General features: G+C 68.0%; 24 protein-coding genes. 22 read left to right on the forward strand and 2 right to left on the reverse strand.

Annotation, left to right across the window (positions count from 1 at the left end):
* Positions 1-6: 6 nt before the first annotated feature.
* Complete coding sequence (locus U0R18_RS13265) at positions 7-1,281, reverse strand: cytochrome P450 (RefSeq protein WP_526369000.1); 1,275 nt, start codon at positions 1,279-1,281, stop codon at positions 7-9.
* Positions 1,282-1,409: 128 nt separating this feature from the next.
* Here U0R18_RS13265 and U0R18_RS13270 point away from each other — a divergent pair, with 128 nt between their 5' ends.
* Positions 1,410-2,975 (forward strand): carboxylesterase/lipase family protein, encoded by a 1,566-nt coding sequence (locus U0R18_RS13270; RefSeq protein ID WP_526369002.1) that lies wholly within the window; start codon positions 1,410-1,412, stop codon positions 2,973-2,975.
* Between the two features lies 1 nt (position 2,976).
* Here U0R18_RS13270 and U0R18_RS13275 read toward each other — a convergent pair whose 3' ends face one another.
* Entirely contained in the window at positions 2,977-3,459 is a 483-nt protein-coding gene (locus tag U0R18_RS13275; RefSeq protein WP_526369004.1) for a PaaI family thioesterase, read from the reverse strand.
* Positions 3,460-3,857: 398 nt separating this feature from the next.
* Between U0R18_RS13275 and rpsJ the strand changes: the two genes are divergently transcribed.
* The 21 genes from rpsJ to rplE all read left to right on the forward strand — a co-directional run bounded on the left by rpsJ (position 3,858) and on the right by rplE (position 21,424).
* The gene (rpsJ, locus tag U0R18_RS13280) at positions 3,858-4,163 is read left to right on the forward strand and encodes a 30S ribosomal protein S10 (RefSeq protein ID WP_003883485.1); all 306 of its coding nucleotides are present in this window, start codon (positions 3,858-3,860) and stop codon (positions 4,161-4,163) included.
* Positions 4,164-4,177: 14 nt separating this feature from the next.
* Complete coding sequence (gene rplC / locus U0R18_RS13285; RefSeq protein WP_526369006.1) at positions 4,178-4,831, forward strand: 50S ribosomal protein L3; 654 nt, start codon at positions 4,178-4,180, stop codon at positions 4,829-4,831.
* Positions 4,831-5,490: a 50S ribosomal protein L4 gene (gene rplD / locus U0R18_RS13290; RefSeq protein WP_526369008.1), complete on the forward strand. Its 660-nt coding sequence runs from the start codon at positions 4,831-4,833 to the stop codon at positions 5,488-5,490. The genes rplC and rplD overlap by 1 nt, the downstream gene beginning before the upstream one ends.
* On the forward strand, positions 5,490-5,792 hold the full coding sequence (gene rplW / locus U0R18_RS13295) for a 50S ribosomal protein L23 (protein WP_526369010.1): 303 nt from the start codon (positions 5,490-5,492) through the stop codon (positions 5,790-5,792). Before rplD ends, rplW begins: the two co-directional genes overlap by 1 nt.
* 45 nt (positions 5,793-5,837) lie before the next feature.
* Positions 5,838-6,674, forward strand: a complete 837-nt coding sequence (gene rplB, locus U0R18_RS13300; RefSeq protein WP_526369012.1) for a 50S ribosomal protein L2 — start codon at positions 5,838-5,840, stop codon at positions 6,672-6,674.
* A gap of 13 nt (positions 6,675-6,687) precedes the next feature.
* The gene (gene rpsS / locus U0R18_RS13305) at positions 6,688-6,969 is read left to right on the forward strand and encodes a 30S ribosomal protein S19 (RefSeq protein ID WP_010908582.1); all 282 of its coding nucleotides are present in this window, start codon (positions 6,688-6,690) and stop codon (positions 6,967-6,969) included.
* Positions 6,970-7,000: 31 nt separating this feature from the next.
* The gene (gene rplV / locus U0R18_RS13310) at positions 7,001-7,456 is read left to right on the forward strand and encodes a 50S ribosomal protein L22 (RefSeq protein WP_526369014.1); all 456 of its coding nucleotides are present in this window, start codon (positions 7,001-7,003) and stop codon (positions 7,454-7,456) included.
* Entirely contained in the window at positions 7,456-8,295 is an 840-nt protein-coding gene (rpsC, locus tag U0R18_RS13315; RefSeq protein ID WP_526369016.1) for a 30S ribosomal protein S3, read from the forward strand. The genes rplV and rpsC overlap by 1 nt, the downstream gene beginning before the upstream one ends.
* Positions 8,296-8,298: 3 nt before the next feature.
* The gene (gene rplP / locus U0R18_RS13320) at positions 8,299-8,715 is read left to right on the forward strand and encodes a 50S ribosomal protein L16 (RefSeq protein ID WP_526369018.1); all 417 of its coding nucleotides are present in this window, start codon (positions 8,299-8,301) and stop codon (positions 8,713-8,715) included.
* Complete coding sequence (gene rpmC, locus U0R18_RS13325; protein ID WP_526369020.1) at positions 8,715-8,948, forward strand: 50S ribosomal protein L29; 234 nt, start codon at positions 8,715-8,717, stop codon at positions 8,946-8,948. The genes rplP and rpmC overlap by 1 nt, the downstream gene beginning before the upstream one ends.
* On the forward strand, positions 8,948-9,253 hold the full coding sequence (gene rpsQ / locus U0R18_RS13330) for a 30S ribosomal protein S17 (RefSeq protein WP_526369023.1): 306 nt from the start codon (positions 8,948-8,950) through the stop codon (positions 9,251-9,253). Before rpmC ends, rpsQ begins: the two co-directional genes overlap by 1 nt.
* Before the next feature lie 127 nt (positions 9,254-9,380).
* Positions 9,381-11,342 carry a hypothetical protein gene (locus U0R18_RS13335; RefSeq protein ID WP_526369025.1) on the forward strand — a complete coding sequence of 654 codons (1,962 nt, stop codon included), beginning with the start codon at positions 9,381-9,383 and terminating at the stop codon, positions 11,340-11,342.
* A 3-nt stretch (positions 11,343-11,345) separates the two neighbouring features.
* Complete coding sequence (locus tag U0R18_RS13340) at positions 11,346-12,872, forward strand: hypothetical protein (RefSeq protein ID WP_526369027.1); 1,527 nt, start codon at positions 11,346-11,348, stop codon at positions 12,870-12,872.
* Positions 12,869-14,296 carry a glycosyltransferase gene (locus U0R18_RS13345; RefSeq protein ID WP_526369029.1) on the forward strand — a complete coding sequence of 476 codons (1,428 nt, stop codon included), beginning with the start codon at positions 12,869-12,871 and terminating at the stop codon, positions 14,294-14,296. The genes U0R18_RS13340 and U0R18_RS13345 overlap by 4 nt, the downstream gene beginning before the upstream one ends.
* On the forward strand, positions 14,293-15,966 hold the full coding sequence (locus U0R18_RS13350) for an ArnT family glycosyltransferase (RefSeq protein WP_526369031.1): 1,674 nt from the start codon (positions 14,293-14,295) through the stop codon (positions 15,964-15,966). The genes U0R18_RS13345 and U0R18_RS13350 overlap by 4 nt, the downstream gene beginning before the upstream one ends.
* Before the next feature lie 31 nt (positions 15,967-15,997).
* The gene (locus tag U0R18_RS13355; protein WP_526369033.1) at positions 15,998-18,349 is read left to right on the forward strand and encodes an arylsulfatase; all 2,352 of its coding nucleotides are present in this window, start codon (positions 15,998-16,000) and stop codon (positions 18,347-18,349) included.
* 9 nt (positions 18,350-18,358) lie between these two features.
* Complete coding sequence (locus U0R18_RS13360) at positions 18,359-19,084, forward strand: hypothetical protein (protein WP_526369035.1); 726 nt, start codon at positions 18,359-18,361, stop codon at positions 19,082-19,084.
* A 10-nt stretch (positions 19,085-19,094) separates the two neighbouring features.
* A complete protein-coding gene (locus tag U0R18_RS13365) occupies positions 19,095-19,973 on the forward strand; it encodes a formylglycine-generating enzyme family protein (RefSeq protein ID WP_526369037.1) in 879 nt (292 codons plus the stop codon).
* A 190-nt stretch (positions 19,974-20,163) separates the two neighbouring features.
* Positions 20,164-20,532 carry a 50S ribosomal protein L14 gene (gene rplN, locus U0R18_RS13370; RefSeq protein WP_024440402.1) on the forward strand — a complete coding sequence of 123 codons (369 nt, stop codon included), beginning with the start codon at positions 20,164-20,166 and terminating at the stop codon, positions 20,530-20,532.
* A complete protein-coding gene (gene rplX / locus U0R18_RS13375) occupies positions 20,533-20,850 on the forward strand; it encodes a 50S ribosomal protein L24 (RefSeq protein ID WP_526369040.1) in 318 nt (105 codons plus the stop codon).
* A gap of 1 nt (position 20,851) precedes the next feature.
* Positions 20,852-21,424, forward strand: a complete 573-nt coding sequence (gene rplE / locus U0R18_RS13380) for a 50S ribosomal protein L5 (RefSeq protein ID WP_526369042.1) — start codon at positions 20,852-20,854, stop codon at positions 21,422-21,424.

Raw genomic sequence — 21,424 nt, forward strand, 5'->3', positions numbered from 1 at the left:
CGCGCGTCAGCTGATCTCGTAGCGGATCGGCAGGTGCTTGAGACCGCCCACGAACGTCGTCGCAGACAGCTGGGGCGGGCCGGCCAACTCGATGGATTTCAGCCGGGGAACCAGTTCGGTGAAGAAGCTGTTCATCTCCATCCGGGCCAGCGCCGCGCCCAGGCAGAAGTGCACGCCGTAGCCGAACGCCACGTGCTTGTTGGGGTCCCGGCCGATGTCGAACGCGAACGGGTCGTCGAACACGTCCTCGTCCCGGTTGCCGGAGACGTAGGCGAGGTAGACGTTCTCACCCTTGGCGATCTTGACGCCGCGCACCTCGGTGTCCTCGGCGGCGGTTCGCATGAACTCCTTGACCGGGGTGGCCCAGCGGATCATCTCCTCGACCGCCAGTGGCATCAGCTCCATGTTCTCGCGCAGCCGTTGCAGCTGATCGGGGTTCTCGATCAAGGCGCGCAGGCCCCCGGAGATCGCGTCCTTGGTGGTGTCGTGGCCGGCGCTGGCGACGATCACGTAGTACGACGCGGTGTCCATGTCCGACATCGGCTCACCGTCGATCTTGCCGTTGGCGATCGCCGAGGCGAGGTCGTCGGTCGGGTGCTCGCGCCGGGCGGCGGTCAGCTTCGCGAAGTACATGAAGAAGTCCATCAGCACCGCGAGCATGTCCTCGGGGGTGCCACCGCGCTGGTGTTCCTCGTCCTGGCCGCCGAACATCTCCTGGGTCAGCTTCAGCATCCGGGGGAAGTCGTCCTCGGGCAGGCCCAGCAGCGACAGGATGACGTAGAGGGGGAAGTTGACGGCGATCTCCTCGACGAAGTCGCACTCCGGGCCGATGTCGCGCATCCGGTCGACATACCGCTTGGCCAGTTCGTCGACACGGACCTTCAGGTCGCGCATGGCCTTGGGCCGGAACCAGTCGGCGCCGATCTTGCGGACGTCGCGGTGATGCGGGTCGTCCATGTGGATCAGGGTCTCGAGGCCGGTGCCGGCCTTGCGGTCGGCCATCAGGGCTTCGTCGAGGTCGGCCGGCATCAGCAGCGGGCGCGGGGCGCTGAGCCACAGCGCGTTGTCGCGCTCGATGTCCATGATGTCGGCGTGCTTGGTGATCGCCCAGAACGGCAGGTAGACGCGCTTGCCGTCAACCACGCCGTCGACCCAGGCCACCGGCTCGTTGGCCCGCAACCAGGTCAGGCCGCCGTGCAGTTTCTCGTCGTCGGCGTAGGCGCTGGGGTCGGCGAGCACCAGGGCGGCGTCGCTGGTCCTGCGGTCCGTGGGGACGGTCATGGCACTCCTGGGGCTGTCGGAGGACGAATTTGACGGGTGTCAGGTTTCAGTGTGTTCCATAACGGAACTTATGCCAAGTGGCTTTCGGCCCGGAATTCCGGGAATCCCGTGCCGTAATCTCGTTGGGCGTGCTCACCGGACCGATCCGGCCAATCCTTTCCCGGGCCGCCCGCGCCGCGCTGATCGCCGTCCCGATGCTCGCCGGTTGCACCCACGGCGCCGGGCCCGACGGCGTGGTGCACAGCCGCGCCGGTGCGGTGCGTGGCACCGTGGCCGCGGATCATGTTCTCTTCCAAGGGATTCCGTACGGCGCGCCGCCGGTGGGGCCGCTGCGCTGGCAGCCGCCGCAACCTGTCGCGCCGTGGCCGGGTGTGCGGGACGCGACCACGCCCGCAACCCGGTGCGTGCAGGACACCACTCGGGACCCCGACTACGGGCGACCGGCCGGTGAGGACTGCCTGTCCCTCGACGTGTGGTCGCCGACGGGGGCGCGCGGGCGCCCGGTGATGGTGTGGATCCACGGCGGCGCCTTCGCCAACGGCAGCGCCGACATCTACGACGCCCGCCGCCTCGCGATCCGCGGCAACATCGTCGTCGTCACCGTGAACTACCGGCTCGGGGCGCCGGGCTTCCTGGCCCACCCCGCACTGGGACCGCCCGGCAACTACGGCCTGGCCGACCAGCAGGCCGCCCTGCGCTGGGTGCGCGACAACATCGGCGCGTTCGGTGGCGATCCCGACCAGGTCACCGTCGCCGGACAGTCCGCGGGCGGGATATCGGTCTGCGATCACCTGGTCGCCCCCGGATCGGCCGGCCTGTTCCGTGCGGCGATCATCGCCAGTGGCCCGTGCACCGCGCAGGCCACCCCGGCGACCGCCGAACCCGACAGTCGCGCTTGGGCCGCCGAACGTGGCTGCGCCGACCCGGCCACCGCCGCCGCCTGCCTGCGGGCCCTGCCGGCGGCGAAGCTGGCCGAACCGCCCTGGTTCGTCCACATCGGCGGGAACCAGCTCAGCGGCCCCGTGGTCGGAACGCCCGTCCTGCCGGTCGAACCGGTCGCCGCGATCTCGGCCGGGCACGGCCGGCCGGTGCCGCTGCTCGTCGGGTCCACCCGCGACGAGTTCACGTTCTTCATGGCGCTGCGGTACCTGCGGCTCGGCACGGTACCCGCGCCGGCCGAATATCCGGGCCTGCTGGCGGAGGCGTTCGGACCGCGGGCCGGCGCCGTCGCCGCGCACTACCCGCTGGACCGGTTCGGCGGATCGGTCGCCGCGGCCTATTCCGCGGCCGTCACCGATGCCTACTTCTCCTGCGTCGGCGAGCGGATGGCCGTCGGCCAGGCGGCCGTCGCACCGGTCTACGCCTACGAGTTCGCCGACCCGCGGCCGCCCACGCCGGACGCGCTGCAGCATCTGCCGTTCGAGCTGGGCGCCAGTCACGGACTCGACCTGCGCTACCTGTTCGACATCGGCGGCGCTCCAGCCCTGACACCGGCCCAGCAGCGGTTGAGCGACCAGATGATCGACTATTGGACCTCGTTCGTCAGCGCCGGCACCCCGCACGCCCCCGGTGCGCCGGACTGGCCGGCGTTACGCGGCGCCGACGGCCCCCGGATGTCCTTCGGTGCCGACGGGCCCCGGGTGGGCACGACCTTCGCCCGGGATCACCAGTGCGCGTTCTGGGCCGGTCCCTGAGTCAGGCCGTCGTCACCCAGGTGGTGATGTCGGCGTGCACGACTTCCTTGCCGCTGCGGTCGGTGATGCTGACCGGAACGGCCAGTTCGACGCCCTCGGTGATGGCCGCGAAATCAGGCACGTCGATCCGGGCCGTGGCCCGCAGTGACGTTGTCGCCTTGTCCAGATAGTTCACCGTCATCGCCTTCGGGATCCAGCGGTGGGTCGTCGGCACGGTCGCCTCCATCAACATCCCCATCGCGACCTCGGCCGCGTTGCACGAGGCGATCGCGTGCACCGTGCGCAGGTGGTTGTGCACGAAGAACCAGTTCGGCACCGAGACCTGCGCGAAACCGGGTTCCATCCGCTCGATGTGCGGCAGCACCGAGGCGAAATACGGCACCCGGGCCATCGCCGCCGCCGAGAACAACCGGCTGCCGCCCGGGCGGTGACCGATCCGCTGCCAGATCCGGTAGGTGGGGCTGGAGTCAGAATGCACGGACATCCCACGGACCTTACTCCGGAGTAAGTTCACCGGGTCGCGCCGGCCGTCCCGAGATCGGCAAAATGGCGTCGTCTGGTCGCGTTTTTCCACCCGAACGCACGTTTCGGCGGGGGTTGGCGGGGATTTGGAGCGGGCGCTGATCTAAGGCATACTGTTCGGGTTGCCTCGAGCCGGGTTCGCCTGGTGAGGCACTACCGCGCCCAACCGGGCGCATCCGGTCCCACTTTCGATCGCGACCCTTCTCGGGGCGCGCGGGGGACTGCGTGAGGGTGCGACACACCCGACCGCGGGGGCCGGTGACCTTGAGACAGGTAAACAGCGGCGGCATACGAGCGCGAATGCGCCGGTAAGAGCCGGGCCCGGAGACGGGCTCGGTGTAACAGTGAGGTAGGAGAAGCGTGGCGGGACAAAAGATCCGCATCAGGCTGAAGGCCTACGACCACGAGGCGATCGACGCCTCGGCCCGGAAGATCGTCGAGACGGTCACCCGAACCGGCGCCAGTGTGGTCGGCCCGGTGCCGCTGCCGACCGAGAAGAACGTCTATTGCGTCATCCGGTCCCCGCACAAGTACAAGGACTCGCGGGAGCACTTCGAGATGCGTACGCACAAGCGTCTGATCGACATTCTCGACCCGACCCCGAAGACCGTTGACGCCCTGATGCGCATCGATCTGCCGGCCAGCGTCGACGTGAACATCCAGTAGGAGAACCAGAACTCATGGCACGCAAGGGAATTCTGGGCACCAAGCTGGGTATGACCCAGGTGTTCGACGAGAACAACAAGGTTGTTCCCGTCACGGTCGTCAAGGCCGGGCCCAATGTTGTGACGCGCATCCGCACCACGGAGCGCGACGGCTATGCCGCCGTCCAGCTCGCCTACGGCGAGATCAGCCCGCGCAAGGTGACCAAGCCGGTCACCGGGCAGTACGCCGCCGCCGGGGTCAACCCGCGCCGGCATCTGGCCGAACTGCGCCTCGACGATGAGTCGGCGGCCGCGGAGTACGAGGTCGGCCAGGAGCTGACCGCCGAGATCTTCGCCGACGGCAGCTACGTCGACGTCACCGGCACCTCCAAGGGCAAGGGCTTTGCCGGCACCATGAAGCGGCACGGCTTCCGCGGCCAGGGCGCCAGCCACGGCGCCCAGGCCGTCCACCGCCGCCCCGGCTCCATCGGTGGCTGCGCCACCCCCGGCCGTGTCTTCAAGGGCACCCGGATGTCGGGCCGGATGGGTAGCGACAAGGTCACCACGCAGAACCTGAAGGTGCACAAGGTGGACGCCGAGAACGGCGTGCTGCTGATCAAGGGCGCCATCCCCGGCCGCAACGGCGGGCTCGTCATGGTTCGCACTGCGATCAAAAAGGGTGAGAAGTAATGACCAAGAAGATTGACGTCCGTACGCCGGACGGCAAGAAGGACGGCGCGGTCGAGTTGCCGGCCGCCCTGTTCGACGTCGAGCCGAACATCGCGCTCATGCACCAGGTCGTCATCGCGCAGCTGGCCGCCAAGCGCCAGGGCACGCACTCGACCAAGACCCGCGGTGAGGTTTCCGGCGGCGGCAAGAAGCCGTACCGCCAGAAGGGCACCGGCCGCGCCCGTCAGGGTTCGACCCGCGCTCCGCAGTTCACCGGCGGTGGCGTGGTGCACGGCCCCAAGCCGCGCGACTACAGCCAGCGGACCCCGAAGAAGATGATCGCCGCCGCACTGCGCAGCGCGCTCTCGGACCGGGCCCGCAACGACCGGATCCACGCGGTCACCGAGGTCGTCAGCGGCCAGACGCCGTCCACCAAGAGCGCCAAGTCGTTCCTGGCCAGCGTCAGCGAGAACAAGAAGCTGCTGCTGGTGATCGGCCGCACCGACGAGGTGGGCGCCCGCAGCGTCCGCAACCTGCCCGGCGTGCATGTGATTTCGCCGGATCAGCTGAACACCTACGACGTGCTCAACGCCGACGACGTGGTGTTCTCGGTCGAGGCGCTGAACGCCTACATCGAGGGCGCGAGCAAGACGGACCAGAAAGAAGGAGTGTCGGCCTGATGGCAACCGTGACCGACCCCCGCGACATCATCCTGGCTCCGGTCATCTCGGAGAAGTCGTACGGGCTCATCGAGGACAACGTGTACACGTTCGTGGTGCACCCGGATTCGAACAAGACGCAGATCAAGATCGCGATCGAGAAGATCTTCAACGTCAAGGTCGATTCGGTGAACACCGCCAACCGGCAGGGCAAGCGCAAGCGCACCCGGGCCGGCTACGGCCAGCGCAAGAGCACCAAGCGCGCCATCGTGACCCTGGCCGCCGGCAGCAAGCCGATCGATCTGTTCGGAGCGCCTGCTTAGGCCCCGCGCCCGGAACAGGTACAGGACTGGAAGAGACCTAGAGACATGGGAATTCGCAAGTACAAGCCGACGACCCCCGGTCGCCGCGGTGCCAGCGTCTCCGATTTCGCCGAGATCACTCGCGATCATCCGGAGAAGTCGCTGGTTCGCCCGCTGCATGGCACCGGTGGACGCAACGCACACGGCCGCATCACCACCCGGCACAAGGGCGGTGGCCACAAGCGCGCCTACCGCGTCATCGACTTCCGTCGCCACGACAAGGACGGCGTCAACGCCAAGGTCGCGCACATCGAGTACGACCCGAACCGCACCGCGAACATCGCACTGCTCCACTTCCTGGACGGCGAGAAGCGCTACATCATTGCCCCGCAGGGACTTTCGCAGGGCGATGTGATCGAGTCGGGCCCGAACGCCGACATCAAGCCCGGCAACAACCTGCCGCTGCGCAACATCCCGGCCGGTACCGTGATCCACGCGGTCGAGCTGCGCCCGGGCGGCGGTGCCAAGCTGGCCCGCAGTGCCGGTGTCAGCATCCAGCTGCTCGGTAAGGAAGGCACCTACGCCACCCTGCGTATGCCGTCGGGTGAGATCCGTCGCGTCGACGTGCGCTGCCGCGCCACCGTCGGCGAGGTCGGCAACGCCGAGCAGGCGAACATCAACTGGGGCAAGGCCGGCCGGATGCGCTGGAAGGGCAAGCGTCCCACCGTCCGCGGTGTCGTGATGAACCCGGTCGACCACCCGCACGGCGGTGGCGAGGGCAAGACCTCCGGTGGCCGGCATCCGGTCAGCCCGTGGGGCAAGCCCGAGGGCCGCACCCGCAAGCCGAACAAGCCGAGCGACAAGCTCATCGTCCGCCGCCGGCGCACCGGCAAGAAGCGCTAGGTAGGAGCTACTGATGCCACGCAGCCTGAAGAAGGGCCCGTTCGTCGACGACCATCTGCTCAAGAAGGTCGACGTCCAGAACGAGAAGAACACCAAGCAGGTCATCAAGACCTGGTCCCGCCGGTCCACCATCATCCCGGACTTCATCGGACACACCTTCGCCGTCCACGACGGTCGCAAGCATGTCCCGGTGTTCGTCACCGAGGCGATGGTCGGGCACAAGCTGGGCGAGTTCGCCCCCACCCGCACGTTCAAGGGTCACATCAAAGACGATCGCAAGGCGAAGCGGCGATGAGCGCTCGCGCGAAGAGCAGAGGAAACTGCTAATGAGCACTGAGACCGAATACCCGTCCGCCCAGGCGGTGGCGCGCTACGTGCGCGTCTCGCCCACCAAGGCGCGCCGCGTGATCGACCTGGTCCGCGGGAAGTCCGTCGAGCAGGCGCTCGACATCCTGCGCTGGGCCCCGCAGTCGGCCAGTGAGCCGGTCGCCAAGGTGATCGCCAGCGCGGCCGCCAACGCCCAGAACAACGCCGGCCTGGACCCGTCGACCCTCGTGGTGGCCACGGTCTACGCCGACGAGGGCCCGACCGCCAAGCGCATCCGGCCGCGCGCGCAGGGCCGCGCCTACCGGATCCGCAAGCGCACCAGCCACATCACGGTGATCGTGGAGAGTCGGCCGAGCAAGAAGGACGCCAAGGCATCCGCTTCGGCCTCCGCTACCCGTTCCCGCCGCGCCCAGGGCAGCAAGAAGGCCGCCGATTCGAAGGGAGGCTCGCGCTAGTGGGCCAGAAGATCAACCCCCACGGCTTCCGGCTCGGTATCACCACCGACTGGAAGTCCCGGTGGTACGCCGACAAGCAGTACGCCGACTACGTCAAGGAAGACGTCGCCATCCGCAAGCTGCTGGCCACCGGCCTGGAGCGGGCCGGTATCGCCGACGTCGAGATCGAGCGCACCCGTGACCGCGTCCGCGTGGACATCCACACCGCGCGTCCGGGCATCGTGATCGGTCGCCGTGGCACCGAGGCCGATCGCATCCGCGCCGACCTGGAGAAGCTGACCAAGAAGCAGGTCCAGCTGAACATCCTCGAGGTGAAGAACCCCGAGAGCCAGGCGCAGTTGGTGGCCCAGGGTGTCGCCGAGCAGCTGAGCAACCGCGTCGCGTTCCGTCGCGCAATGCGCAAGGCCATCCAGTCGGCCATGCGCCAGCCCAACGTCAAGGGCATCCGGGTGCAGTGCTCGGGTCGTCTCGGCGGTGCCGAGATGAGCCGCTCGGAGTTCTACCGCGAAGGTCGGGTTCCGCTGCACACGCTGCGTGCGGACATCGACTACGGCCTCTACGAGGCGAAGACCACCTTCGGCCGGATCGGTGTGAAGGTGTGGATCTACAAGGGCGACGTCGTCGGTGGCAAGCGCGAGCTGGCCGCCGCCGCACCGGCCGCCGACCGTCCGCGCCGCGACCGTCCGTCGGGCACCCGTCCGCGTCGCAGCGGTGCTTCGGGCACCACCGCGACCAGCACGGACGCCGGCCGGGCCGCCAGCGAGGGCGCAGCAGAGACCGCAGAATCCGCCACGCCGGTTACGGCCGAGGCGCCTGCGGTGGAAACCACGGAGAGCTAGCCAATGTTGATTCCCCGCAAGGTCAAGCACCGCAAGCAGCACCACCCGAGGCAGCGTGGTATTGCCAGCGGCGGTACCCATGTGAGCTTCGGTGACTACGGCATCCAGGCTCTGGAGCACGCCTACATCACCAACCGCCAGATCGAGTCGGCGCGTATCGCCATCAACCGGCACATCAAGCGTGGCGGCAAGGTGTGGATCAACATCTTCCCGGACCGCCCGCTGACCAAGAAGCCCGCCGAGACCCGCATGGGTTCCGGCAAGGGTTCGCCGGAGTGGTGGGTGGCCAACGTCAAGCCGGGCCGCGTGCTGTTCGAGCTGAGCTACCCCGATGAGAAGACCGCGCGCGAGGCACTCACCCGCGCAATCCACAAGCTGCCGATCAAGGCACGCATCGTCACCAGAGAGGAGCAGTTCTGATGGCAGTGGGCACCTCCGCCGGCGAACTGCGTGAACTCACCAACGAAGAGTTGACCGACAAGCTGCGCGAGTCGAAGGAAGAACTGTTCAACCTGCGCTTCCAGATGGCCACCGGTCAGCTGGACAACAACCGCCGGCTGCGGACGGTCCGGCACGAGATTGCGCGGATCTACACCGTGCTGAACGAACGTGAACTGGGTCTGGCGTCCGGGCCCGCAGGTGAGGAATCGTAATGGCAGACACTGGAACCAACGGCGGGGCCAAGCACACCCCCCGCACCGAGAAGCCGCGCGGCCGCCGCAAGACCGCCATCGGCTACGTCGTGAGCGACAAGATGCAGAAGACCATCGTGGTCGAACTGGAAGATCGCAAGATGCACCCGCTGTACGGGAAGATCATCCGGACCACCAAGAAGGTCAAGGCGCACGATGAGAACGGCGACGCCGGCATCGGCGACCGTGTCTCGCTGATGGAGACCCGCCCGACGTCGGCCACCAAGCGCTGGCGTCTGGTCGAGGTTCTCGAGCGCGCCAAGTAGGCACTGCTGGACAACAACCCCCCGCATCCGATGCGGGGGGTTGTTGCGTTGGTGGACAGCAAAATCGCGTTGTCGACGGTTTGATTGACCGGCTAAATCCCGATGATCACCGTACGCTTGTCCATTGATGAGAAAGCGCAGCTCGGCCGCCATCCGAATGATCGCCACCGTCGCTCTCGCACTGTTGCCAGCGACCGCACCGGCAAACGCCGAACCTGACATCTCGCCGGCCGTGGCGGTGTCGCCCACGCTGGCCCTGGAGGACCTGGGATCGGCGCCCGACCTCCTGTTCTACGGGCAGATCGGCACGGTGGTACTGACCATTCCGGTTCCGGCCGGGATGACGCCGGCCTCCCTGAACCTGACCGTGCAAATTCCGGTGTATGTGCGCAGCGCGAGTCTCACCATCAGCCAGGACAACCGGCTGCTCACGCAGGTCGAGTTGCCGCCCGCGGGTGGGCCGCTGGCGATTCCCCTCACCGGGGTCCGGGTGGAGGGCAACGCGGTGACCCTGCTGCTGCGCAGTTATCTGCTCCCGCTGGACGGTTACTGCCTGGATCCGACGAACCCACTGCGCCTGGCGAATTCGGCGGTCACCTACTCCGGCGTCGAGCGCGCACCGACCGTGGTCGCGGACTTCCTGCCGCCGATCCTGCGCAAGCTGGACATCTACGTCGGGCCGAAGCCGACGCTGAACGAGGCCGACGCGGTGGTCAAGCTCGCCACCTCGATCGCGGCGCACTACGGCGGCCAGAGCCCGGAGATCGCCGTCCTGCCCCTGGCCGACCGGTCGGTGCCCCTGCCCGGGCTGGCGCAGCCACTGGAGCGGCAGATCGTGGTCGCCGAGGGGCCCGACGCCAGCGTCTCGCTGTACGGCCCGGGCCCGATCCCGGCCCTGCTGATCACCGGGCCCGCCAACGAGCTGACCAATCAGACCCGGCTGATCACCAGTGCCATCGCCCGGTACGCGCTGGGTTCCAAGGCGGTTCCCGGACCGCTGAGGTCCACCCCGCAATTGCCGGGCAACGAGACCACCATCCGTCGGCTCGGTCAGCCAGGTGTCAACGCCTCCGCGCTGAACCCCCAGGTCGGCATCAACCTGGACCAGACCCGGCTGGGCCAACCGGTGCGCGACGTCCGGGTGCATCTGATCGGGTCCTACACGCCGCTGCCGAACGAGATCGGCGGCCAGGTGGTGGCGTCGGTCGGCGCCCAGACGATCGCGCGCTGGCCCGCGGACCCCAGTGGCCTGGTGGATCGCTGGGTGGACATTCCCAACGAGATGCTGCAGCGCAATACGACGCTCAACGTGCAGGTGAGCATCTCGGGCAATACCGGTCGATGCGGTGAGTTCCAGCCCATCACGCTGACCATCGACGGCGAGACCGTCGTACAGAGCACCCCGGCCGCCCCGCCGGTGCCGATCGGCTTCCAGTCACTGCCCCAGGCGCTGATGCCGCGGGTGCAGGTCGGGCTCGGGGACGGTGACAACTTCGGGAACACCACGCGGGCCGTGTTGATCATGACCGGGCTGCAGCGGTTGTCCGCGCTGCCGATCGACACCGCCGTGGTGCCGCTGGCCGACGCGCTGAAGTCACCCAACCCGGCACTGCTGATCTCGCCGAACGGTTGGGATCATCCCGAGCTCCCGCTGCGGGTGACGGCTCCCGACACCGTTCCGACAACACTGAATGTCGTTGACGACGACGGCAATTCGACCACCCTCACGCTGGAGCCGCGGATCCGGTTCGGTTCGCTGCAGGTGGTGTTCGACGGGCACCGGTCGGTACTGGTTGCCACCTCCAACGGCGGCGCGGTGGATCAGCTCGACCGGCTGCTGGGCTGGCTGGGCAGTGGTGCGGACCGGTGGTCGTCGCTCAACGGGATCGGCGTGGTCTCGATCGCCAGTCGTGATCCGGTGACGGTGCCGGGCGGCGTCGGCACGGGCCAGAATGCCCTTGCGGCGCATCGTGATTCACCACAATGGTGGTGGTGGGCCGGCGGGACGCTGGCCGCCGTGGTGGCCGGTGGGGCGGTCTGGCTGCTCGCACGCTCCCGCCGCAGGGCCGCTGGTGGCCCGGGGGATTAGGCGATGACCGCCGCAGCCCCCGAATCGCCACCGCCGGCGGTCGTGCGTGAACCGTGGCTGCAGTCGGTCCATCCGGTCTACCGGATGGCCTTTCGCTGGGTCTTCATCGCGGCCACCACATTCCTGGCGTTCCACTCCTCGCTGCACAGCGTGGTGGAGGTGACCCGGGCGGGCAGCCTCGGCGGCTACGTGTGGGTGGTCCCGATCGCGGGCGGTCTGGCGGCCATCGGAGTGGCGCGCCGCAACCGCACCGAGTTGCCGATCCACGACCGCCAGACCGACGTGATCGTCGGGATCATGGGGCTGGTGCTGGCCGGGCTGCTGCATGCCGTGCTGCTGCAACGGTATGCGCTGTACTTCTATCTGCTGCGCCTGGATCTGGTGGCCATGTGGACCTTCGCGGTCAGCGCCAGCATCGCGTTGTTCGGGCTGCGACCGGTGCTGCGGTTCGGCTGGGTGTGGTTGCTGCTCTCGATGGTCTTCGCGCTGCCCTACTACCTCGTCGTCATCACGCTCGGCGGGACGAAGGTGGCCGCCGCGCTGGGGACGATGATCATCGCCGGGATCGCAGCGGGCATCTCCGTGCACCGGGACACCCGACGCGGGATGATCGGGTCCTCGCTGGGCTGGGCCGTGGGCATCGTGATCATCGTGATCATGGCCGTCTGGTTCACGGACGCACCGCTGCTGGCCTACCAGTTGGTGCCCGGCGTCACCGCGATCTGCATCAGCGGGTCGGCGATGTACCTCTACGCCCGCCGGGGCGCCGAGCTGAGCTGGCTGGACCGCCGGATGGAGCCGTTGGCCGCCAAGCAGGTGTGGGCGGCAATGCCCGTCGTTCTCGTTGTCGCGCTTGGCCTTTCGTTCGTCCGGCTGCCGGCGGTCGGGTTCGCGCCCACGCTGTACGTCCCGGCCATGCGGATCGACGAACCGGCGGCCCCGCTGCTCCCGGCCGCGGGCTGGCAGATCCACGACACCCAGGTGTACAGCTGGGTGAAGGCGATGTACGGCCGCGATGCAACGCTGGTGCGACAGAAGGTGGTCGCCGACACCGGGGACATCAAGTACGACAAGTTCGCGCGGCCGCGCACCCTGATGGTCGACACGGTGACCACCTTCCGGCCGTTCTCGCTGAAGGTGTTCCCGGCCCGGATGATCTACCACGTCGAGAACATCCGGCTCAGCGGCATCCGCCGGGTGGACCTGGGCTACGGGGTGGCGGCCGACATCTTCTCGGCCATCGACGACAAGCTCCTGGTCACCTGGGACGGGATTCAATGGTCGTGGACCAACGGGCAGGCGGCCCAACGGGTATTCGTCATCGCGGTGGACAACCACGAGGACGATGCGCCCTTCCCGGCCCCCACCGGCGCGGTGGGTCCCACGCTGAACTCGATGTTCACCGTGCTGTTCCGCGGCAACAGCTCGACCCTGGACACCAACCCGAACCGCAAGGACGATGCGTTGCTGACCGAGTTCGCGCACGACCTGGTGCGGGCCCAGCTCGAACCGCTCGGGATCGCGCCGTGACCACCAGCGCCGAGGAACAGGATTTCGCGCTCGATCGGGCGATCAACGGTCTGCGCCAGGACCATCCGATGAAGTCGGCGTCCACCGCCGTCTGGGGCTGGCAGAAGCCGGCGCTGATCGCGCTGCTGGTGCTCACCGTCGGGATGGCCGCCTGGCAGCCGATGCGCACCGCGATCATCCTCATCGGCGTGTGCACGGTGGGGTACGTGCTGACGATGGCCGACCGGGTGCTGATCTTCAAACAGGGTCTGGACAGTCGGGCACTGGTGGTGTCCGACGAAAAGGCCCGTGCCGTACCGGATTCCGAGCTGCCGAGGTACACCATCCTGGTGCCCGCCTACAACGAGCCCGAGGTGGTCGGTCAGCTGATCGGCGCGATGCGGGCGCTCGAGTACCCGCCGGACAAGCTCCAGGTGCTCCTGCTGCTCGAGGCCGACGACCAGGTCACCATCGACGCCGCCCGCGACTTCGCCGACTCCGAGGTCATCACCATCGTCCTGGTTCCGCCGGCCGAACCGCGGACCAAGCCCAAGGCGTGCAACTACGGGCTGCACTTCGCCACGGGCGACATCATCACCATCTACGACGCCGAGGATTCACCCGAGCCGCTGCAACTGCGCCGCGTCGCGGTCGCCTTCCGCGAGCTGCCCGACGACATCGCCTGCGTCCAGGCCAAACTCGTCTACCACAACGGCCGGCAGAACATGCTGACGGCGTGGTTCACCGCGGAGTACGGACTGTGGTTCGGCTACCTGCTGCCCGGGATGATGCGCAGCTCGTCGCCGATCCCGCTCGGTGGCACGTCGAATCATCTGCGCAGCGACGTCGTGGACAAGATCGGGGCGTGGGACCCGTTCAACGTCACCGAGGACGCGGACCTCGGCCTGCGCATCGCCGCGTCGGGATACTTCACCGCCGTCATCGAGTCCCAGACACTCGAGGAGGCCAACAGTGATCCCATCAACTGGGTCCGGCAGCGCTCGCGGTGGTACAAGGGCTACCTGCATACCTGGCTGGTGCACATCCGGGAACCGCTGAAGCTGTACCGCACGCTGGGTCCGCGGGCCTTCCTGCGGTTCAATCTGGTACTCGCCGGCACCCCGATCGTCGCGGTGCTCAACCTCGTGTTCTGGTTGATCACCGTTCTGTGGTTCCTCGGTCAGCCCGCCGCCGTGGGGGCGGTATTCCCTTGGTACATCTACTTTCCCGCGTTGAGTGCGCTGGTGCTGGGTAATGCGGCCACCCTGTACATGAACATGATCGCATTACGCGAGGACGACCGTGCCGATCTGTTCTCGGCGGCGCTGACGGTGCCGGCGTACTGGCTGCTGATGAGCATCGCGGCGGCCAAGGGGGTCTACCAGTTGATCCGGAATCCGTCCTACTGGGAGAAGACCTTCCACGGTCTGGACAAGAAGGCATGACGGACCGACGCTGCAAGCGGGTCGCGTTCGTCACGAGCTTCCTGCTCTATGCGGCGGTGGGATACTGGCTGCAGGTCCGGCACGGCTTCATTCTCGGTGACGCGCTGGCCCGGGTGCAGGCCGCCGAGAGCGTGCTGTTCAGCCGGGACCCGCACCTGGCCGCAATCGGATTCATCTTCACCCCGCTGACGGCCATGCTGGAGCTGCCGGCGGTCCTGATGGCGCAGCTGTGGCCGGACATGACCGCGCGGGCCTACGCCGGCAGCCTGATGTCGGCCGTCTTCATGGCCGGTGCGGTCGCGCAGATGTTCGCCACGGGCGCCGACCGCGGACTGCCCCGCGGCTACGTCGTCGCCATCACCGTGCTGTTCGCGCTCAATCCGATGATCGTGTTCTACGGCTCCAACGGCATGAGCGAGGCACCGTTCGTGTTCTTCCTGGTCTGGTCGGTGCGCCGGCTGGTGCTGTGGATGGTCGACGACGACGTTCACCACCTGGTGGCCGCGGGCGGAATCGCCATGGCGCTGGCCTATCTGACCCGGTATGACGCCGTTGCCACCGTGGCGGCGGCCGGACTCCTGGTGGGCGCCACGACATTTCGGCGGGCGCGCACTCCGCCACGGGTCCGCCGGGCGCTGCTCGATCTGCTGCTGGTCGCCGGCCCCGGCTTCGCGGCGTTCGTCGGCTGGGCGGTGGCCAGCTGGCTGATCACCGGTGATGCCTTCGCGCAGTTCACCTCCCAGTACGGGAACAAGACCATCCTGGAGCAGTCCGGCGGGGCCAATGCGGCGTCGTTCGGGGCCGGCCTGAGGTTCTCGGCAGTGTGCATCATGCTGCTGGCGCCCACCCTGATACCAGTCGCGGTGTGGGCTGCCGTCTCGAGGTGGCGCCGTCCCCAGTGGGCCGTGCTGACCGTGCCCCTGCTGCTCTACGGCGCGGTCCTGGCGTTCCAGACCTACACCTACGCCCGCGGCGGGACGTTTCCCTTCCTGCGGTTCTACATCGTCGCGATCCCGTTCGTGGCGACGACGGCAATGCTGGCGGTGCCCGAGGGCGCCCTCGTGACGCCCAAGCGCCGCGGCCGGTATGCGCCCCCGCCGGCCGCGGTGGCCACCACGAACCGGTCCAGAATGGCCTACCCCGCAGTGGCTCTCGCGGTCGCCGTGGGGATCCCCGTGACGGCCTGGGGGATGAGCCTGCCGGCCTTTGCGCCGCAGGAGTATGCCCTGGGCGCGGTGCTGCGGCCGGATCCGGACAACACCAGCCCGCGCAAGGCCGTCGAACGCCGGATCGCGGCCACCTTCTCCACCGAGCGTGAGATCGCCGCGTACCTCGACGGTCTCGATCTGCCCGACAGTTCGGTGATCACCGACACCGTGTACGGGTTCTCGGTGGTGGCCGCGTCCAGACGGCCCAGGATGTTCGTGGTGCCGTCGGACCCGGACTTCACCGGTATTCTCAACGACCCGGCGGCGCACGGGGTGCGGTACCTGCTGGTGGTCCCTCGCAGCGGCCGCGGCCTGTCCGACGCACTCAATCAGCGCTATCCGACGCTGTACGAGACCGGGGCCGACGTGGCCACCCTGGAACTCGAGATCCCCAATGACGGCGACAGCCAACCGGATTGGCGCCTCTACCGGGTCGACGAACCGGTCGAGCCAACGGCCTGACACCGCAGTTCGCACCGAGTAGATTTCGGCTGTGGCAGCTGAATTCACCGGCAGGGTAGAACTGGACATCCGCGATTCGCAGGCCGACTGGGCGCCGTTCGCCGCCCCCACCGCACCCGAGGGTGCGCCGAATGTCCTCTATCTGGTGTGGGATGACACCGGCATCGCGACGTGGGACTGTTTCGGCGGGCTGGTCGAGATGCCGAACATGAGCCGCATCGCCGAACGCGGGGTGCGGCTGTCGCAATTCCACACCACGGCCCTGTGCTCACCGACCCGCGCCGCGCTACTGACCGGACGCAATGCCACCACCGTCGGGATGGCGACCATCGAGGAATTCACCGACGGCTTCCCGAACTGCAGTGGCCGCATCCCGCTCGAGACGGCGCTCATCTCGGAGGTGCTCGCCGAGCAGGGCTGGAACACCTACTGCATCGGCAAGTGGCACCTGACTCCGCTCGAGGAGTCCAATCTGGCTGCCACCAAACGGCATTGGCCGCTGAGCCGGGGGTTCGAGCGGTTCTACGGATTCATGGGCGGCGAGACCGACCAGTGGTACCCGGAACTGGTGTACGACAACCATCCGGTGGCGCCGCCGGGCACTCCCGAGGACGGTTACCACCTGTCGAAGGACATCGCCGACCGGACCGTGGAATTCATCCGCGACGCCAAGGTGATCGCCCCGGACAAGCCGTGGTTCGCCTACGTCTGCCCCGGCGCCGGCCATGCGCCGCACCACGTGTTCGCCGAGTGGGCCAACCGCTACACCGGCCGCTTCGACATGGGCTACGAGCGGTACCGCGAGATCGTGCTGGCCAACCAGAAGGCGCTCGGGATCGTCCCGCCGGACACCGAGCTCTCGCCGGTGAACCCGTACGCCGGTGTCACGGGTCCCGACGGGCAGCCGTGGCCGTTGCAGGACACCGTGCGGCCCTGGGAGTCGCTGTCGGACGAGGAGAAGCGGCTGTTCGCCCGGATGGCCGAGGTGTTCGCCGGGTTCCTGTCCTACACCGACGATCAGATCGGCCGCGTGCTCGACCACCTCGAGGAGTCGGGCCAGCTGGACAACACCATCATCGTGGTCATCTCCGACAACGGCGCATCCGGTGAGGGCGGCCCCAACGGATCGGTCAACGAGGTCAAGTTCTTCAACGGATACATCGACACCGCCGAGGAGAGCCTGAGGTTCTACGACCACCTGGGCGGCCCGCAGACCTACAACCACTATCCGATCGGTTGGGCGATGGCGTTCAACACGCCCTACAAGCTCTACAAGCGCTATGCCTCGCACGAGGGCGGCATCGCCGACACCGCAATCATCTCCTGGCCCAACGGAATCGACGCGCGCGGCGAGGTCCGGGACAACTACGTCAGTGTCTGCGACATCACCCCGACGGTGTACGAGCTCCTGGGCCTGACGCCCCCGGAAACCGTCCGCGGGATCCCGCAGCAGCCGCTGGAGGGCGTGAGTTTCGCTGCGGCGCTTCATGATCCCGCGGCGCAGACGGACAAGCACACGCAGTTCTACAGCATGCTGGGCACCCGGGGAATCTGGCACGACGGGTGGTTCGCCAACACGGTGCACGCCGCCAGCCCCGCGGGCTGGAGCAATTTCGACAAGGACCGCTGGGAGCTCTACCACATCGACTCCGACCGCAGTCAGTGCCACGACCTGGCCGCGGAGAACCCCGAGAAATTGGCCGAGCTGACCAACCTCTGGTTCGCCGAGGCCGCCAAGTACAACGGTCTGCCGTTGGCGGATCTCAACATCTTCGAGACGCTGGGCCGCTGGCGGCCCTATCTGGTGGCCGACCGGCAGACGTCCACCTACTACCCGGACACCGCCGAGGTCGGCCTGGGCGCCGCGATCGAACTGCGTGGGCAGTCCTTCTCGGTGCTGGCCGAGACCCACGTGGAATCGCCGGCCGCCCACGGCGTGCTCTACAAGCACGGCGCCGGCCACGGCGGGCATGTGCTGTACCTGGCCGACGGCCATCTGCACTACGTCTACAACTTCATGGGCGAGGACGAGCAACTGGTGTCGGCCCCGGCGCCGGTCCCGCCGGGGGATCACATCCTCGGTGTGCGCTACGACCGGACCGGCACCGTGGCCGGCAGTCACACGCCCCTGGGAGTCGTGACCCTCTACGTCGACGGCGCCGCGGTGGCCACCCGGGCCGACGTGCGTACCCATCCCGGCACCTTCGGGCTGGCCGGTGGCGGGGTGGCCGTGGGCCGCAACGCCGGGCAGGCGATCAGTGCGAACTACCGGGCGCCGTTCGCGCTGACCGGGGCCACCGTCGCCAAGGTCGTCGTCGACATTTCCGGAACCCCCTACCTGGACGCCGAGCGGGAACTGGCCGCCGCGTTCGCCCGAGACTGAGGAGATTGCATGTCGCACAAATGGATTCGCGTTGTCGGCGTGGTGGCGGCGGGCATCGCGTTGAGCGCGTGCAGCCGCACCGCGCCCGCGCCGGTGGCCGGTTCCGAACCCACCTCGACGACGGTGTCGACGACCTCGACGGACCCGACGACCTCGCCGGGCACTACCACCACCTCGAATCTCGAAGCGCCGCACGACCTTCCGGACTACGGGGTGCTGGAGACCAGCAAGCGGCCGGTGAGCGCGGGGGAGACCACCTGCAAGCCGGACACGCCGCCGGCCCAGACGGTCGAGGCGCACAGCGCGGCACCGGGCAGCCCGACGGTGCTGCTCGGGCTGCCCGACGGGTTCACCCCGGCCGCCGATCCGCAGGGTGACATCGCGCTGAATCTGACCGGGCCGGACGGCATGACCGGCACCGTGACCATCACGCCGACCACGCTGGACGCGGCCGCTGCGTTCCAGGCCTACGGCGACCACCGCACGAAGGGCTCCGAGATCAGCAGTCTGTCGGTGTTGCCGGGTGACCTGTGCGGTTACAGCGGCCAGGAGCTGATGGGGATGCTCGCCGACCAACCCGGCCAGGGGATCGAATTCGCCGACCGGGTGGTGCACGTGTGGACCAACGACGGCAACTTCCTCATCGCGATCCGGCTGCAGGCCCCCAAGGGCACCTCGCTGGATGCCGCGAAGTCGGTGCTGCTGGCCGACTTCGGCATCCGCATGCCCGGCTAACCTGGCGGACATGCTCACCGAGCTGATCGCACTGCCCGGCGGTGATTTCCGGATGGGCTCCGCCGACTTCTATCCCGACGAGGCGCCGGTGCACACCGCCACGGTGGCTGCGTTCGCGATCGAACGCCACCCCGTGACCAACGCGCAGTACGCCGAATTCGTCGCCGACACCGGCTACGTCACGGTCGCCGAGCGGCCTCTGGACCCGGCCCTGTATCCCGGCGTCGCCGCCGCGGACCTGGTGCCCGGCGCACTGGTCTTCGTGCCCACCGCCGGTCCCGTGGACCTGAACGACTGGCGGCAGTGGTGGGACTGGGCGCCCGGCGCGTGCTGGCGCCACCCCTTCGGCCCCGCCAGCGGCGTCGAGGACCGCCTCGATCACCCGGTGGTGCAGATCGCCTATCCCGACGCCCACGCCTACGCGCAGTGGGCCGGCCGGCGGCTGCCGACCGAGGCCGAATGGGAGTACGCCGCCCGTGGCGGCGCCGACACCACCTACTCGTGGGGTGCGGACGCCGCGCCCGGCGGGCAGGTGATGGCCAACACGTGGCAGGGTCGGTTCCCGTACCGCAACGACGGAGCGCTGGGCTGGACCGGCACGTCGCCGGTGGGCAGCTTCCCGGCGAACGGCTTCGGCCTGGTCGACATGATCGGCAACGTCTGGGAGTGGACCACGACGCGGTATGTGCCACAGCACCGGCCCGGTGCCCCCTCGGGCTGCTGCACTGTGGGTCGGGCCGCACCGCCCGATCCGACCGTCATGCAGGCGCTCAAGGGCGGCTCGCACCTGTGTGCGCCCGAATACTGTCATCGCTACCGGCCCGCGGCCCGTTCGCCGCAGTCCCAGGACAGCGCCACCACGCACATCGGCTTCCGCTGCGCGGCCTGACCGGCAATTTGGAGCATTCGGGCTCGTCACCTAAACTTGCGGGGTTGCCGTGGGCAGACCTCGGTTCTTGGGATGGCCATCGGGGCCTACCTGAAGACCCTGCGTGCCCTTCGACAGCTCAAGCAGTTCAAGACCGCGCACGCCAGGTGAAATTGGCGTGCACACGTATCGACCAGGTCTAGGAGATCTAGTGATTCAGCAGGAATCGCGGCTCAAGGTCGCCGACAACACGGGCGCCAAGGAGATCTTGTGCATCCGCGTGCTCGGCGGCTCGTCGCGGCGCTACGCCGGCATCGGTGATGTCATCGTGGCGACCGTCAAGGACGCCATCCCCGGCGGCAACGTCAAACGCGGCGACGTCGTCAAGGCCGTCGTCGTCCGCACCGTCAAGGAACGCCGTCGCGCCGACGGCAGCTACATCAAGTTCGACGAGAACGCGGCCGTGATCATCAAGGCCGACAACGATCCGCGTGGCACCCGCATCTTCGGGCCGGTCGGCCGTGAGCTGCGCGAGAAGAAGTTCATGAAGATCGTCTCGCTGGCACCGGAGGTTTTGTAGATGAAGGTCCACAAGGGCGACACCGTCCTCGTCATCGCCGGTAAGGACAAGGGCGCCAAGGGCAAGGTCCTGCAGGCGTTCCCGGAGCGCAACCGGGTGCTCGTCGAGGGCGTCAACCGCATCAAGAAGCACACCGCGCAGTCGGCCAACGAACGGGGCGCGTCCTCGGGCGGCATCGTCACCCAGGAGGCCGCGATCCACGTCTCCAACGTGATGGTCGTCGACTCCGACGGCAAGCCGACCCGTGTCGGCTACCGCACCGACGACGAGTCCGGCAAGCGCGTCCGCATCGCCAAGACCAACGGCAAGGACATCTGAAATGACCACATCTGAGGCAGAGGTCAAAGCTCAGCCCCGGCTGAAGCAGCGCTACCGCGAGGAGATCAAGGGCGCGCTCAACGACGAGTTCAACTACGCCAACGTCATGCAGATCCCGGGCGTGGTGAAGGTAATCGTGAACATGGGTGTCGGTGACGCCGCCCGCGATGCCAAGCTGATCAACGGCGCCGTCAACGACCTGGCGCTGATCACCGGCCAGAAGCCCGAGATCCGCAAGGCCCGCAAGTCGATCGCTCAGTTCAAGCTGCGCGAGGGCATGCCGATCGGCGCCCGCGTCACGCTGCGCGGCGACCGGATGTGGGAATTCCTGGACCGGCTGATCTCGATCGCGCTGCCGCGTATCCGCGACTTCCGCGGCCTGAGTCCCAAGCAGTTCGACGGCACCGGCAACTACACCTTCGGGCTCAACGAGCAGTCGATGTTCCACGAGATCGACGTGGACTCCATCGATCGCCCGCGTGGCATGGACATCACCGTCGTCACCTCGGCGACCAATGACGACGAAGGCCGCGCGCTGCTGCGGGCCCTCGGCTTCCCGTTCAAGGAGAACTGA

This window comes from Mycobacterium sp., from assembly GCF_046330795.1.
Classification (GTDB): Bacteria; Actinomycetota; Actinomycetes; order Mycobacteriales; family Mycobacteriaceae; genus Mycobacterium.

Excerpts from the sequence above, each read along its gene's own strand:
- rpsS (WP_010908582.1), top strand. The coding sequence starts at position 6,688 with ATGCCACGCAGCCTGAAGAAGGGCCCGTTCGTCGACGACCATCTGCTC.
- rplX (WP_526369040.1), top strand. The coding sequence starts at position 20,533 with ATGAAGGTCCACAAGGGCGACACCGTCCTCGTCATCGCCGGTAAGGAC.
- U0R18_RS13265 (WP_526369000.1), bottom strand. The coding sequence starts at position 1,281 with ATGACCGTCCCCACGGACCGCAGGACCAGCGACGCCGCCCTGGTGCTC.
- rpmC (WP_526369020.1), top strand. The coding sequence starts at position 8,715 with ATGGCAGTGGGCACCTCCGCCGGCGAACTGCGTGAACTCACCAACGAA.
- rplW (WP_526369010.1), top strand. The coding sequence starts at position 5,490 with ATGGCAACCGTGACCGACCCCCGCGACATCATCCTGGCTCCGGTCATC.
- U0R18_RS13365 (WP_526369037.1), top strand. The coding sequence starts at position 19,095 with ATGCTCACCGAGCTGATCGCACTGCCCGGCGGTGATTTCCGGATGGGC.
- U0R18_RS13340 (WP_526369027.1), top strand. The coding sequence starts at position 11,346 with ATGACCGCCGCAGCCCCCGAATCGCCACCGCCGGCGGTCGTGCGTGAA.
- rpsQ (WP_526369023.1), top strand. The coding sequence starts at position 8,948 with ATGGCAGACACTGGAACCAACGGCGGGGCCAAGCACACCCCCCGCACC.
- U0R18_RS13350 (WP_526369031.1), top strand. The coding sequence starts at position 14,293 with ATGACGGACCGACGCTGCAAGCGGGTCGCGTTCGTCACGAGCTTCCTG.
- rplV (WP_526369014.1), top strand. The coding sequence starts at position 7,001 with ATGAGCACTGAGACCGAATACCCGTCCGCCCAGGCGGTGGCGCGCTAC.
- rplP (WP_526369018.1), top strand. The coding sequence starts at position 8,299 with ATGTTGATTCCCCGCAAGGTCAAGCACCGCAAGCAGCACCACCCGAGG.
- U0R18_RS13335 (WP_526369025.1), top strand. The coding sequence starts at position 9,381 with ATGAGAAAGCGCAGCTCGGCCGCCATCCGAATGATCGCCACCGTCGCT.
- rplB (WP_526369012.1), top strand. The coding sequence starts at position 5,838 with ATGGGAATTCGCAAGTACAAGCCGACGACCCCCGGTCGCCGCGGTGCC.
- U0R18_RS13275 (WP_526369004.1), bottom strand. The coding sequence starts at position 3,459 with ATGTCCGTGCATTCTGACTCCAGCCCCACCTACCGGATCTGGCAGCGG.
- rplC (WP_526369006.1), top strand. The coding sequence starts at position 4,178 with ATGGCACGCAAGGGAATTCTGGGCACCAAGCTGGGTATGACCCAGGTG.
- rplD (WP_526369008.1), top strand. The coding sequence starts at position 4,831 with ATGACCAAGAAGATTGACGTCCGTACGCCGGACGGCAAGAAGGACGGC.
- U0R18_RS13360 (WP_526369035.1), top strand. The coding sequence starts at position 18,359 with ATGTCGCACAAATGGATTCGCGTTGTCGGCGTGGTGGCGGCGGGCATC.
- rplE (WP_526369042.1), top strand. The coding sequence starts at position 20,852 with ATGACCACATCTGAGGCAGAGGTCAAAGCTCAGCCCCGGCTGAAGCAG.